Source organism: Bacteroidales bacterium (assembly GCA_012517825.1).
In the GTDB taxonomy this organism is placed as follows: domain Bacteria; phylum Bacteroidota; class Bacteroidia; order Bacteroidales; family JAAYUG01; genus JAAYUG01.
This window is the reverse complement of record JAAYUG010000102.1, coordinates 1-13,933: the sequence shown is the minus strand read 5'-3', so window position 1 is coordinate 13,933 and position 13,933 is coordinate 1. Positions and strand designations below refer to the sequence as shown.

Annotated in this window: 12 protein-coding genes; 3 read left to right on the top strand and 9 right to left on the bottom strand. The window is 49.0% G+C overall.

Annotated elements, in window-relative coordinates; all coding sequences use genetic code 11:
* Positions 1 to 23 precede the first annotated feature (23 nt).
* Together GX419_06800 and GX419_06795 are read left to right on the top strand one after the other, a co-directional pair.
* Positions 24 to 2,846 (top strand): tetratricopeptide repeat protein, encoded by a 2,823-nt coding sequence (locus tag GX419_06800; GenBank protein NLI24393.1) that lies wholly within the window; start codon positions 24 to 26, stop codon positions 2,844 to 2,846.
* Positions 2,827 to 3,951: a CofH family radical SAM protein gene (locus GX419_06795; GenBank protein NLI24392.1), complete on the top strand. Its 1,125-nt coding sequence runs from the start codon at positions 2,827 to 2,829 to the stop codon at positions 3,949 to 3,951. The genes GX419_06800 and GX419_06795 overlap by 20 nt, the downstream gene beginning before the upstream one ends.
* Before the next feature lie 39 nt (positions 3,952 to 3,990).
* Here GX419_06795 and GX419_06790 read toward each other — a convergent pair whose 3' ends face one another.
* A complete protein-coding gene (locus tag GX419_06790; GenBank protein ID NLI24391.1) occupies positions 3,991 to 4,347 on the bottom strand; it encodes an acetyl-CoA carboxylase biotin carboxyl carrier protein subunit in 357 nt (118 codons plus the stop codon).
* A 14-nt stretch (positions 4,348 to 4,361) separates the two neighbouring features.
* Positions 4,362 to 5,906 (bottom strand): acyl-CoA carboxylase subunit beta, encoded by a 1,545-nt coding sequence (locus GX419_06785; protein ID NLI24390.1) that lies wholly within the window; start codon positions 5,904 to 5,906, stop codon positions 4,362 to 4,364.
* A gap of 355 nt (positions 5,907 to 6,261) precedes the next feature.
* Here GX419_06785 and GX419_06780 point away from each other — a divergent pair, with 355 nt between their 5' ends.
* Positions 6,262 to 7,533, top strand: coding sequence for an adenylosuccinate synthase (locus GX419_06780; GenBank protein NLI24389.1), 1,272 nt, complete (start codon positions 6,262 to 6,264; stop codon positions 7,531 to 7,533).
* Positions 7,534 to 7,539: 6 nt separating this feature from the next.
* Here GX419_06780 and GX419_06775 read toward each other — a convergent pair whose 3' ends face one another.
* From GX419_06775 to GX419_06745, 7 genes are all read right to left on the bottom strand, one after another.
* Positions 7,540 to 8,898, bottom strand: a complete 1,359-nt coding sequence (locus GX419_06775; protein NLI24388.1) for a major facilitator superfamily domain-containing protein 1 — start codon at positions 8,896 to 8,898, stop codon at positions 7,540 to 7,542.
* Between the two features lie 609 nt (positions 8,899 to 9,507).
* On the bottom strand, positions 9,508 to 9,669 hold the full coding sequence (gene rpmH / locus GX419_06770) for a 50S ribosomal protein L34 (protein NLI24387.1): 162 nt from the start codon (positions 9,667 to 9,669) through the stop codon (positions 9,508 to 9,510).
* 112 nt (positions 9,670 to 9,781) lie between these two features.
* Entirely contained in the window at positions 9,782 to 10,423 is a 642-nt protein-coding gene (gene rsmG / locus GX419_06765) for a 16S rRNA (guanine(527)-N(7))-methyltransferase RsmG (protein NLI24386.1), read from the bottom strand.
* A 23-nt stretch (positions 10,424 to 10,446) separates the two neighbouring features.
* A complete protein-coding gene (locus GX419_06760) occupies positions 10,447 to 11,049 on the bottom strand; it encodes a sigma-70 family RNA polymerase sigma factor (protein ID NLI24385.1) in 603 nt (200 codons plus the stop codon).
* The gene (locus GX419_06755) at positions 11,040 to 12,158 is read right to left on the bottom strand and encodes a glycosyltransferase (protein NLI24384.1); all 1,119 of its coding nucleotides are present in this window, start codon (positions 12,156 to 12,158) and stop codon (positions 11,040 to 11,042) included. The genes GX419_06760 and GX419_06755 overlap by 10 nt, the downstream gene beginning before the upstream one ends.
* Before the next feature lie 269 nt (positions 12,159 to 12,427).
* Positions 12,428 to 13,033 (bottom strand): hypothetical protein, encoded by a 606-nt coding sequence (locus tag GX419_06750; GenBank protein NLI24383.1) that lies wholly within the window; start codon positions 13,031 to 13,033, stop codon positions 12,428 to 12,430.
* A 133-nt stretch (positions 13,034 to 13,166) separates the two neighbouring features.
* Positions 13,167 to 13,427, bottom strand: a complete 261-nt coding sequence (locus GX419_06745; GenBank protein ID NLI24382.1) for a transposase — start codon at positions 13,425 to 13,427, stop codon at positions 13,167 to 13,169.
* Between the last annotated feature and the right edge of the window lie 506 nt (positions 13,428 to 13,933).

Here is a 13,933-nt window from a genome sequence, read left to right as displayed (position 1 = left end):
GTTGTAACATAATATCATGCAACATGGCTAAACAAACGGGTAAAAAGATACAACAGGGTAAAGATGATGGTCAGGAAATTACACTGGTGCTGATTTTCCCCGGACCGTTTTCCGGTATGTCCGTTCTGGGCGAATCGCTGGCGAAAATCCCGGAACGCGGCGTTTCTTCCCTTCCGGTTGTGAGTGTTTTCGCTCCGGGTGCCGGTGATGCAGAAAGTGCCCTTCTTTCGCTACCGGTATATTCCCGTTTTTTTCGTACAGAGGTTCATTCCGGACATTCCGATCTATGGCAACTGGTCCATCAGGGGCTGGAAAAGGCGAACACCCGTTTTGCCGCAGTGCTTTTCCCGCAGTGGATGTCCCGCCCTTTTCAGCTGGCGGAAGTATTGTCCTTCAAAACCTACAGCCCCGGACGCGATAAGGCCGTCTGGCTTCCTGCATTTTCTGACACCGATTTCTTTCACCACTCCGGGCGCAACGGAATTCCTTTTGTCCTTCTTCCGGTTGATTTTGGTCTGTATCTTTCGGAAACACTGAAAGGCGAACCTTTTACGGCCGGAAGCCTCACGGAGTTCTGCCGGAAAATTGACGGGGAGGTCAGTCCGGTCCGCTTCAATCAGCCGGATCCGTTTGCCGTGCCGGAGAGCAGAAAGAAACAGCATGCCTTTTCGGGTTGGAAGGGTTTCTGGAAGTGGTACGTCACCCTTCCCTGGTCGGAACGAAAAAAGAAAGCCTTTCCTTTTCTGCCCCACAGCGAATCCTCCCTGTATCGGTTGCTTTTCGTGGCACTAACAGCTCTCCTGTTCGTCATCATGCCGCTTCTCAGCCTTGATGCGGGCATTTCAGGCGATGAGGACGTGAACTACGTGCATGCAGGCTATGTATACAACTTTTACAAAACCCTTGGCAAAGACACAACCTGCCTCAATACTCCGGTAACCCGCCTCCAGTATTACGGACAGTCGTTTGACAATTTCACCTACTTGTTCAATAAAACCTTCGGAATAGAGCATGTGTATGAGTGGAGGCATGTTTTCAACTCCCTCACGGGCTGGCTGGCGATCCTTTTTGCCGGACTAACGGCGGCTGTTCTGGCCGGATGGAGGGCCGGCATCTTTACCATGGTACTGATGTTCCTGACACCCGTGTTTCTTGGCCACTCGTTCAACAATCCCAAGGATATTCCCTTTGCTCTCGGCTACATATGGTCAATTTACGGTATTATCCTTTTTCTTAAGAATTACCCGTTTGTCCGCTGGAAGCATATCCTTCTGCTAACTCTGGGCATTGCCTTCACCCTCAGCATACGGGCAGGCGGATTGCTTCAGATTGTGTACTTTGCCTTTTTTGCCGGGCTGTATTTTCTGGTTACCAGCCGGAGGAATAGCTTCTTTTCGGCCGAAAATATGAAGCGCATGAAAAATTTGATTCTCTGGGTGGTCGGGATATCTGTGGCCGGATACATCCTGGGCATCCTCTGGTGGCCTTATGCCCTGCAGAATCCGGTGAAGAACGTGCTGACATCGCTCAAGCTGATGACCAACTTCGATGCTTCGCTCCGTCAGGTTTTTGAAGGGAAATACATCTGGTCTGATAACGTTCCCTGGTATTACATTCCCAAATATATTCTGATCACTGTTCCTCTTGCCGTAATTGCCGGCCTGCTGCTTTATATATCTTTTTTCCGCACGATTCTGAAACGGTACAACCGCCTCTTTACCTTCCTTCTGCTCTTCGCATGGGTCTTTCCGGTAGCCTATGTGATCAACAAATCATCGAATGTTTACGGAAGCTGGCGCCACCTGCTGTTCGTCTTTCCGCCTCTGGCCGTTACTTCGGCTATCGGCTGGAATGTACTTTATGCTTTGCTGAAGCGGAAGTATGTCGTCTGGCTTGTTTCCATCGTTCCGGCCTTCCTGCTTTTTCTGCCTTTCCGGCACATTGTGGCCAACCATCCCCTCGAATACATCTATTATAACGAACTGGTGGGAGGGGTGAAAGGAGCTTACGGAAATTATGAAACGGATTATTACTACCACAGCATACGCCAGGGAAGCCTGTGGCTCCGGGAAAAACTTGCTTCGGAAAGCAACGGAAAGGACACCGTAATTGTGGCATCCAATTTCCTGCCTTCCCTGCGGTATTACTTCCGTGATAGGCAGGGCCGGGTGAAGCCCGTTTACACCCGTTACTATGAAAAAGGCGAAACAGACTGGGATTACGGGGTGTTTGCCTGCAGTTACCTGAATCCCTACCAGCTCAAGAAGAAGTATTATCCTCCCCGCCATACCATTCATACCATTACTGTTGACGGCGTTCCGGTATGTGCTGTCGTACAGCGTACCTCAAAAGCTGATCTGGAAGGTACCCGCTTGCTGGAAAAGGGCCTTTATGAGGAAGCCTGCAGAAACTTTCACCTTGCCCTGGCTGACAATCCCGACAATGAAACAGCTCTGATGAATATGGGCCGCTGTTTTGTTGAAATGCAGCAGCCCGACAGTTGCATTCCCTATGCAACACGTCTGCTCAGGATTTACCCCGACTATGATAAAGGCCTCAATCTGCTCGGGGTTGCTTACCTCACAAAGCGCGAGTTGACCCAGGCCATGTCGATCTTTGAACGGACCATAAAGGTAAATCCCAAGTTTGTTACGGCTTATTTTAACCTCGGGCTTACCTATGCCCGCCTGAACAATCTCAATATGGCCGAACGGTACCTGCAGAAAGCCATTGAGGTGAGTCCTTCCTATAAACCGGCCTACCTCGTACTGGCCGACATCTGGCGCCAGCAGGGAAGAACATCCGATGCCCAGCAATTGCTCGATTATGCCAACACTTTGCCCTGATACCCTGCTTTCCCTCATCAAGGAACTGCCTGCTGAAGTGCAACCGGCGGCCGCAAAAGTATGTTCCGGAGAACGCCTTACGCCGGAAGAGGCTCTTCTGCTGTGGGAAAAATCCAGCCTTGCATTGCTCATTGCCCTGGCCGGTTTCGTAAGAAGAAAATGGCACGATGATCAGGCCTTTTACAACCGCAATATTCACATCGAGCCTACCAACCTCTGTGTGCGCCACTGCCGTTTCTGCTCCTATTACCGGAACGAAGGCGACAGGGATGCGTGGAACTTTTCGGCGGAAGAAATTCTGGAGCGGATCGGGCACCATCCCGGAATTACGGAAGTGCACATAACCGGCGGATTGCATCCGTCCAAAGACCTGGCCTGGTATGCTGAACTGTTCCGGCAGATCAGAAGCCGGTTTCCCTCAGTGCACATCAAGGCTCTCACTGCCGAGGAAATTGATTACCTGGCCCGACGCGACCATTCCTCACCGGAGAAGGTGCTGGCAGAACTGAAACAGGCCGGACTGCAGTCTATTCCGGGAGGAGGGGCGGAAATTTTCCATCCTGAGGTGCGGAAACACATCTGCCCTGAAAAAATCACCGGGGAACGATGGCTGGAGGTGCATGCCACAGCCCATCGCCTGGGGATTGCCTCCAATGCTACCATGCTGTTTGGCCATATTGAAAAACCGGAGCACCGGATTCACCACCTGCTCATGCTCAGGGAACTGCAGGATAAAACCCCCGGCTTTTATGCCTTCATCCCGCTCAAGTACAAAAGTGCACACAACAAAATGTCGCAGATCGGCGAAACCTCCTTTGCCGATGTGGTGAAAACCTTTGCCATGGCGCGTATTTTTCTCGACAACATACCTCATCTGAAGGCATACTGGCCGATGCTCGGCAAAGAGCATGCCGCCCTGATGCTCCATTTTGGTGCCGATGATCTGGACGGAACCATTCACGACTCCACCCGTATCTACACGATGGCAGGAGCCGAAGAACAACATCCGTCCCTCACCCCCCGCGAAATTGAATCCCTCATCGCGAAGGAAGGGTTTACGCCGGTGGAGAGAAACAGTAAGTATGAGAGGATAAAAGAGTGCTGATGATAAGGCGCCAAACACCAGCCGGCTTAAAAGAACACCTCACCGAAATTCAATCATCACAACCCCCTTCGGCACCTTATCCCCTTCCTTTACCAGCACATTTTTTATGATCCCTTCCCGGTCCGATTTGATCCGGTTCTGCATCTTCATGGCTTCGAGAAGAAGAAGATCCTGCCCCTCTGAAACCTTATCTCCTTTTTTCACCAAAACCTTTATTACCGTACCCGGCAGGAAGGAAATCATTTTTTTGGGATCGGGCTTCTGCCAGGGCGACAAAAGCTCAAACTTTTTGTTGTACAGGGTTTTGTATCGTGTGCCCTCCAGAACGAGCGTCCTGAATGGATCCCGGCTTTTTTCACTCTCAGCCTGGGACAATGCAGCATTCTGTTCTTCCATAGTTCCGGATATTTTCAGAAGGGTGGAACTCCGTGTTTTTTCTGCGGTCCGGCAATGAATTTCTGCCTCGACACATCGATGGCATGAAGGAGAAGTTTACGGGTTTCCCCGGGTTCAATCACCGAATCAATGTATCCTTTGGCGGCGGCCACATAAGGATTCGCAAACTTTTCCTTGTATTCCTTAACTTTCTGTTTGCGCATTTTTTCCGGGTCGGGTGCCGACATGATTTCTTTGCGGAAGATGATGTTGGCAGCTCCTTCAGGCCCCATAACGGCAATTTCGGCAGTTGGCCAGGCGAATACGAAGTCGGCCCGCAGGTGCCGCGAACCCATGGCAATGTAGCCTCCGCCGTACGCTTTCCGCAAAATAACCGTCAGCTTCGGCACGGTAGCTTCGCTGTAGGCATACAACACCTTGGCTCCGTGGCGGATAACTCCCATGTGTTCCTGGTTTACCCCGGGCAGGTACCCCGGCAGGTCAACGAAGGTCACAATGGGAATATTGAAGGCATCGCAGTACCGGATGAAGCGGGCAGCCTTATCGGATGAGTCGACATCCAGCACGCCGGCCAGCACCAGAGGCTGGTTGGCCACAAAACCTACGGTTTCTCCGTTCATACGTCCGAAGCCTATTACCAGGTTAGCGGCATAATGCTCCTGGATTTCGAAGAAATCGGAATCATCCACTATGGCGCGTATCACATCCCGCACATCGTAAGGCTGGGTAGGATCGGAAGGGACAATGCGGTCAATGTCGTATTCGGGTTTCGGCGGACGCGGCGGAAAGGGCTTCGCCTTCCGCGTATTGTTGGCCGGTATGAACGAAAGAAGTTTCTTGATCTGTTCAAAGCATTCTTCTTCCGACTTCGCATAAAAATGGGCATTGCCCGATATTTCGGCGTGTACCTTTGCCCCGCCAAGGTCTTCCATTGATATTTCTTCCCCCAGCACCGTTTTGATAACTTCCGGCCCGGTGATGAACATTTTGGAAATCTTGTCAACCACAAAAACAAAATCGGTGAGGGCAGGAGAATAAACAGCCCCTCCGGCACAAGGCCCGAGGATGACCGAAATCTGCGGAATTACGCCTGAGGCGAGGGTGTTGCGGAAAAAGATCTCTCCGTATCCGGCCAGTGAATTAACCCCTTCCTGAATACGGGCTCCCCCCGAATCGTTGATACCGATGAGGGGTACTTTCATCTTCAGGGCATGATCCATGATTTTTGTGATCTTCCGGGCATGCATCATCCCCAGGGAACCACCGGCCACGGTAAAGTCCTGGGCAAAAATGCACACAGGAGAACCGAAAATGGTTCCGGTGCCTACAATAACCCCGTCGCCGTGCAGAACCTTCCCGGCCATGTCGAAGTCACGCGCTTCGTGCTCAACAAACATGTCGTATTCGGTAAATGAACCCTTGTCGAGCAGGGCATTGATGCGGTCACGTGCCAGCAGTTTGCCCATGGCACGCTGCTTTTCAATGGCCTTCTCATCCCCGCCCGCAAGTACGGCTTCGCGGCGCTTCTTTAGCTCCAGAATCTGTTTTTTTATTGCCATACAGGTTAGCTTTGGTTTTTGTGCAATTGACAAAGATAATCAGTTTTGGCCGTTTGATTCTTTCGTCAGAAAATGCGTTTCGTTCGTCACAGATTATCAGCATTTTAACAAAGGGTGTTTTTTAGCATACCAAAAATTGGTTGGCGGCTATGAAAAACTTCGGTGCAACCCTTCACCGCAAAGTAGTTTGGGTAAAGTGCATCTGGGCATTGGCCTGATTACGGCTGAATCCCGGAAACAGAGGCCTTAGAAGCATTTATTTCAGAAAAAGAATCCGTTCAGCGCAAGGGCATTTTTGTCGCAAATTGTTGTATCTTCGGAAGGTTTTTTGCAAATTTTTCAATTACCTGATTAAATGAAAGTTGATGTTTTACTCGGCCTTCAGTGGGGTGACGAAGGCAAAGGAAAGATCGTGGATGTTCTCACTCCCGGTTATGATGTCATCGCCAGGTTTCAGGGCGGGCCCAATGCAGGCCACTCCCTCGAATTCAACGAGATCAAGCATGTTCTGCACAGCATACCATCCGGAATATTCCATCCGGGCAAAGTTAACCTGATTGGAAACGGGGTTGTCATGGACCCGGTGGTTTTTATGGAAGAGGTGCAGGCCATTGAAAAGCTCGGGGTGAATGTAAAGGATCATCTTCTCATTTCCCGCAAGGCCCATCTTATTCTTCCCACCCACCGGGTGCTGGATGCTGCCTCCGAAGCGGCAAAGGGCGTATCGAAGATTGGTTCCACCCTCAAAGGCATCGGCCCTACTTATATGGATAAAACCGGGCGAAACGGAATCCGCGTCGGCGACCTCGAGCGGGACGATTTTACGGAGCGCTACCATTTTCTCCGGAACAAACACAAGGATATCCTCAGGCAGTATGATTTTTCCTACAACCTGGAAGAAGCCGAAGAGCAATGGTTCCGGGGTATTGAGGCCATCCGGAGGTTTGCACTTGTTGACAGCGAATATGTTATCAATGAATTTCTGAGCAAGGGGAAAAAGGTCCTGGCCGAAGGAGCCCAGGGTACTATGCTCGATATAGATTTTGGTTCCTACCCCTTTGTTACATCTTCCAGCACCATCTGCGCAGGAGCCTGCACCGGCCTTGGCATTGCTCCCCAGCGGATAGGAGAGGTATTCGGTATTTTCAAGGCTTATTGTACCAGGGTGGGCAGTGGTCCCTTTCCCACTGAACTGCTCGATGCTACCGGCGAAGAGCTGCGGAAGCGCGGACATGAGTTCGGATCCACTACCGGCCGGCCCCGGCGTTGCGGCTGGCTCGACCTGGTGGCCCTGAAATACGCCATCATGCTCAACGGGGTTACCCAGTTGTTCATGACGAAGGCTGACGTCCTGAGCGGTTTCGATACCATCAGGGTTTGTACGGCCTATAAGGTAAACGGTCACCTTACCGACCGCGTACCCTATGCCAGCGATGCCGAAATCGAACCCGTTTACCGCGAATTGCCGGCCTGGAAAGAAAACCTTTGCGGAGTGACCAGGGTGGAGGAATTCCCGAAAGAACTTACCGGTTATATCACCTTTCTCGAAAAGGAACTGAACCTTCCCATCAGCATTGTTTCGGTTGGCCCTGACAGAAAGCAGATTATTTTCAGAAATCAGGGATAGGAAATTTCAGATTTTCTCCCTTTCCTGTACGGCATTGGTCGGGAGTTCCAGACCATACCCCGACGTGCGGTCGTCGCGTTTGAGGAGGAAGGCAAATGCCAGTGCTATCAGCCCGAAAGAAGCAAAGAGCAACATGGCATAGGTATAGTTCAGTGGTGTGCCGGCTGCTCTCCCGGCATTGGTTGTATCGATGATGTGCCCTGCCAGGATGGGCACGGCAAAAAGTCCGAGGTTTTGCAGGCTGAACATCATGCCGTAGGCGGTTCCCAGCTTTTTCTCGCTGACAATCTTTGCCACGCTCGGCCACATGGCAGCAGGAACCAGGGAAAAGGCAATACCCAGCAAAATGCACAGAACATAGGCGTTCAGCCTGGTAAAGGCAAAGAGCAGATGAACGGCGATGACAATCAGCGAGCCGAAAATCATCAGCGTGGCGGCTTTCCCCTTATGATCAACCAGCCAGCCGAATATGGGCGTAAACAAAACGGTGCCAATGGGCAGCCAGAAAGTGATATCACCGCTGGTCTGAGGAGATACACCGTATTTGTTGAGGAAAAAATCGGGGGCATATTTCAGAAACGGAAAGAAGGCGGCATAGAAGGTTACACAGAGGGCGGCTATAAAAAGAAAGCTGGGGTTTTTCAGCAGATCGGAAACGTCGCTTAACTGAAACTTCTCTTCGGGAGCGGTGATGGTGAAGTTTTCGCTGGTCTGCCGGTCGAGCCGGTAGTCGGCCAGCATGTAAATCAGGAAGGCCACAAAACCTATGGTCATCAGCACGGCAGCAAACCAGATGGGGAGCATGTAATCACTGGCGCCCAGCCTGGGACCAATTTTGATGGCCAGTGCCGTTCCGAACCGCGCAATGCCCAGATTGATGGCAAAGGCCAGGGCAAGCTCTTTCCCTTTGAACCACTTGACAATGATTTTATTAAAGGCTACAATGCCGGTTTCAGCTCCCAGGCCAAAGAACAGCATGCCCAGCGCCATCATCTTCACCGCCGGTGAATAGGAGGGGAGAAAGGAACCCATGAAACGGTATCCAAAACCGCCGTGGTTATAAGCAGGTGAAGCCCCGTACCAGGTAATCCACGCTCCGATGACCATGAACAAAACAAATGCAAAGCCGGTTTTCCTGATGCCGATGCGGTCAAGTATAATACCCCCCAGCACAGCCATCAGCAGAAAGGTGTTAGGAAAAGAATAAAACCCCACGACAATTCCGAAATCGGTTCCGCTGAAATGCAATACTTCCCGCAACCGTTCCTGCAAAGGGGTCAGTGCATCATACACATAATAATTGGCTGCCATGGCAAAGCTGACCAGCAGGAGGACAGACCAGCGCACCAGCAGTGAATCACGCATTGTTCGTTTCAGGGTTTCCATACTTTGCACATAAAGGGCCAAAGATATTTTTTTTATGCAAATAGGAAACTGATTTTTTGCAGTTTAATTCCGGATTGCGCATGAAGAGTGAAAATGAACTAATCTGCAGTGCTTAGGCCTTGCGCGCACGCATCCGGCCAAACCTTAATGAAACGCAGTGAGAGTGCTATTCCGTGGCACATTGCGCTAAAATCGTTTTCTTCAACACCTCCGGTGTTGCAATGGTTTTCGTTCCACCTACCATCGTCCATAACCAACCCGGCCTCAGCCCGCACCAATCGTGGACGTCCCCCCGCAGGCCTGCTAAGGGCCAGAGCAAGAGCATAATCCCGTTTCTGAAAAGGAATTTATTTCCTGAACGTGAATCCAAAACGCGTGGGCCAGGGCAAAACAGGTGGCCCGGGCTGTTGTGAATGCCTGAATGCATAGAATTACGGCAGAGCCCCTTACCTAAACCATGTTTGTTACTATTTAATTTAAAGAAAGGAAGTGAAGCGAAGGGGCAACGCCCCTGCCTTGTCAAAAACTGTATTCCCCCCGAACGATTTGCAGGGTTAAATCAGAGAATTATAAGTATATTCAGTGCAATTATTTACCACGAAGGTTCGGTTCATCGGAAACAGTGAGCTTATGCCGCCCTTTCGCCCTGCGCGCCGCTAATACCCGGCGGCCATTGTGAGTCGACATGCGCTTTCTGAAACCATGCTTGTTCCTTCTCTTCCGGTTGGAGGGCTGAAATGTCCTCTTCATGACAGTATTTTTAAATGGTTATTGTCTGTGAACTGATTACAAAATCTCAACGAGAGTGCAAAAGTAGGGAAAAAGTGGAAATATGCAAAAAAATCTGATGGGTAACCGGAAACTATTGTTTCTTAAGCAGTGCAGAGGCACTCACATGAAGCACTTTCTTTCCGGCAAAAAAATCTTCAGGAAACCAGTCGGTTATAACTTTCTGAACCACATCCCTGCCGGCTTCCCTGATTTCCTTTTCCAGGTCTCCTCCTTTCAGGCAGATTAATCCGTTGGGCAGGCTACTGCGATTTCCGGGACGGATCATTTTCCCGGTAAGCTTAACCAGTTGATGTAAAGGGGCAACGGCGCGGGAGACCACAAAATCGACCTGTCCTTTCCATTCTTCGGCCCGCAGGCATAAAGGTTCCGCATTCGGAATGTTCAGCTCGGCAATTGCGCGGGTAACAATGTTGATCTTCTTTTTTACGGAATCGAGCAGGACAAAATGAACACGGGGGAAGAAAATGGCCAGCGGAATCCCGGGAAAGCCTCCGCCGGTGCCCAGATCCAGTACCTCCGTTCCCGGGGCAAAGCTGACAAAGCGCGCTATGGCCAGAGAATGAAGAATGTGCCGTTGGTACAGAAACGCAATGTCGTTGCGCGATATAACATTGATTTTCGCGTTCCAGCTTTCATAAAAGGGCCCCATCGCCCGGAATGTTTCTTTCTGAACGTCGGTAAGCTCCGGGAAATACGTGAGAAGAATATCCACTGAATCCATGAAGGAACCCTGGTTTACAAACTATGGTCTGCATTGCGGAGAATCTGGTACAGCAGTTCGCGGGCGCGGAAAAGCTGCGCCTTTACGGTCCCGAGGGGAAGGTCCAGCTCGGCTGCTATTTCTTCGTACGAAAGTTCATTGAAGTAGCGGAGTTCAATCAGCTTGCGGTAGCGCGGCTTCAGCCGTGACACGACGTCATGCATCAGCACCATCTTCTGCTGACGAATCACGTGTTCTTCCGGATCGGGCTTGTCATCGGGCAGTGAAATCTGCGTGCCTTCATAAGCCTCGTCGGTCTGCTGGTCTATGGAAATATGTCCGGTACGCCGTTTTCTGATGAAATCAATAGCATTGTTCGAGGCTATCTTGAAAAGCCATGTGCTGAAAGCAAAATTGGGAGTGTATTGCGCCAGATTTCGGAAAGCTTTTCCGAAGGCCTCAATGGTAAGGTCTTCTGCATCACTCGGATTATTCACCATCTTCAGGAGCATGAAGTAAATGGAGTCGCGGTAACGATCCAGCAGGTCGGCATATGCTTTCTGATCACCTTTCAGTGCTCTTTGCACCAGGTGAAAATCCTGCTGTCCCTTTTCGGTCAGATGCTCGTTCAACTCCATCGCTGAGGCTGTGGCTTAACTATATTGGCTACCGTAAGTATCAAATAAAGGTAAGGTAACAAAAAATCATAAAAAGGCGAAGTTAATAATAATTGTTTTTCGTTAAAGTGTTTGGATGCATAATAGTATGTAACTATTTGTATTGCAAGACGTAATGCAAAAACTGCCAGTACCGGCCAGAAAAAGGGGTAAAAGATCATCAGGGCGAGAAAACTGAGATAGAAGGCCACCCGGCTCAGGGGTTCGGTTCCCAGCAGGAGGATGACGGGAAGGGGATACAGGGAAGAGGTGGTAAGATGCCTTCGTTTTTGACGGATCCAGTCGCGGAACGACCGTTTTGCTTCGGAGCGGGTATGGGTCTCCGGGCTGTATTCAACCGCTGTATTATGACGGGTGGCTACCTGGCTAATGAACAGGTCATCATCGCCGGAAGCCAGATGGCTGTGCGAGGAGAATCCCTTATTGGCAAAGAACAGGCTTTTGATATAGGCCAGGTTGCGGCCGGTTCCCATGTAAGGAATACCCCGCCGGGCCATGGTCATGTATTGCAGGGCAATGAACATGGCATCAAAACGGATCAGGTTGTTCAGAAGGGATTTTCGGTTGACAAATCCTCCGTACCCCAGTACGATCTCTGCTCCCTCACGGAAGTGCCGGGCCATGCCGTTAAGCCAGTGCTTGCTGGCAGGTGAACAGTCGGCATCGGTCAGCACCAGATGCTCATGCCGGGCCGATTTGATTCCCACGGTAAGGGCCAGCTTCTTGCCATGCGTGAATTTCTGGTCTTTATGGATGCGGGTATAGCGGAACCGGGGATCCTGTGCGGCAAATTCCCTGAGTACAAATTCGGTTTTGTCTTCCGAACAGTCGTCCACCACCACCACTTCAAATTCAGGGTAGTCCTGATCCAGAATCTTCGGAATGTTTTTCCGGAGGTTCTTTTCTTCATTCCGGGCACAGATGATTACCGACAGAGGCGGTTTTTTGGCCCTGGATCTGGGTTTGCGGGGAAAGGCAACCGACAGATAGAAAAATCCGTACCAGAAAAGTTGTACCAGCAGAGCTGCACCCAGCACAATCAGCAACCATAGCGGAATTTCATGCGGCATAGAAGAAGTTTACAGTATCGTTAAACCATGGGCAATGTTATCAAAGATTTGTCTTTTTGCAAAACCGGCGGGAAAATAAATCTTTTCGCACTGATATACTTATAAGTACGTTGAAGCCGGCTAAAATTTTGGAGGACAGACGGATTAATGCTTGGCGAACTGGCCTTTATTGCAAGAACTGGTTTACGCCAGATGAAACGGAATGAAAGCGGATGGAAAAAAACGCATATTGCACTTCAGGATTATTAATATTGTTCCGAAGTATGGTTCTATCTTCTGAATTCTTTCCTTGCCAGTTCTTTCAGATACTTCAACCCAAAAGTTCTTGGCACTTCATCACCAAGTTTCCGTTTTTCTATTTCAATCCAGCTACCTGATGCATATTTGTAAATAATTATTTTGCTTTCAGGTTTCTCATTATAATATTCAACAGTACCAGATTCCGAACTCTCTTCCAAAGGGCCTTCCAAGTCCTCTTTATTTACAAAGAAAACATAAATATCAAATTTTCCTGTTAATTCTGATTGATTTTTTGTAAAATAACTTTTTGCTGCACAATTCACATAATAGAGATGTTTATAATTCTTTTTACCAGCGCATTCACCTTGGGGCTGACTAATAGCTTCTTTTGCCCATTGATCAGAAAATCCTTTCTGAATGGCATATATACAGCCCTGACCTATGCGAGCATCCTTCATGTAGATTTCATAATAAATAACTGTGATCGATTTCTCTTGCTCAATACTTAAATCTGTCGTCCATATGTTTTCAGGATTTTGAATTAAAGAAAAGAAATCAACAGGTGAAAGGTTGGTTTGAGCATCGCACGTAAAAAAGAAATATGCCAGCAGTACAGTAATGAAATAATTTTTCATAATTTAAATTCATCATTAATTAATGTTTAAACTGGTTTGTCCCCCAATCGATCGGAATTTTATATGGATGGTCAAAAATGCATAAATTTTTCGTTTCACATTTGTCATAGCAAGGAACGACCGAAGGTGATTGTTAAACTGATGGTTGTGGAAATGATACGGCTAAGTGTTTTAATGCATAGTTCTCCTTCTCTGACTTCCTGATACGCTTCAGGTGTCGGGGCGTCATCCCATGTTGCAGCCCCTCTTCCCCCATGGCTTCCAATTTGTTCTTCCAGGAATAATACGTTGCAGGATATAGATCATACTTCTCAAGAATGACTTTTACCCCCTGTTCGCTGGCTTCTTCAATGATGCGCAGCTTCTCTTCTACGGTAAATGTTCTCTTATTCATCACCATAAAATTACAGATTTCTTTTTATAATCCTGTCCGATGAATCAGGGGGCTTAAACACATTTTACAATCAGGGGATGAAGGACAGTATTATTGGGTTATCATGGTTGTCGGGGTTAAAAGGTTCCAGAGTTCCAGAGTTCCAGGGTTCCAGGGTTCCAAGGTTCCAGGGTTCCAAGGTTCCAGGGTTTCAGAGTTTCAGGGATTTCTGATTTCCCATTAATGAGGATTTCCGATTTCCGATTTCCCATTTCCAATTAATGTGTTTAAGCTCTCATAGCGTGATCTCGTAAAGGAAATTGGAAATAGGATATAGGAAATTTTCAGTGATTTTTGATTTCCCACTAATTAGGTTCCAGAGTTCCAATGTTCCAAAGTTCCAGCGTTTCGGATGTTTAAGTTCAATTTGTGATTTGTGAGTTGTGATTTTTGATTTTTGATTTGAGCTCTGGGCAATGGGCCCTGTGGTTTAGTATTTGTGATTTGTGAGTTGTGATTTTTGATTT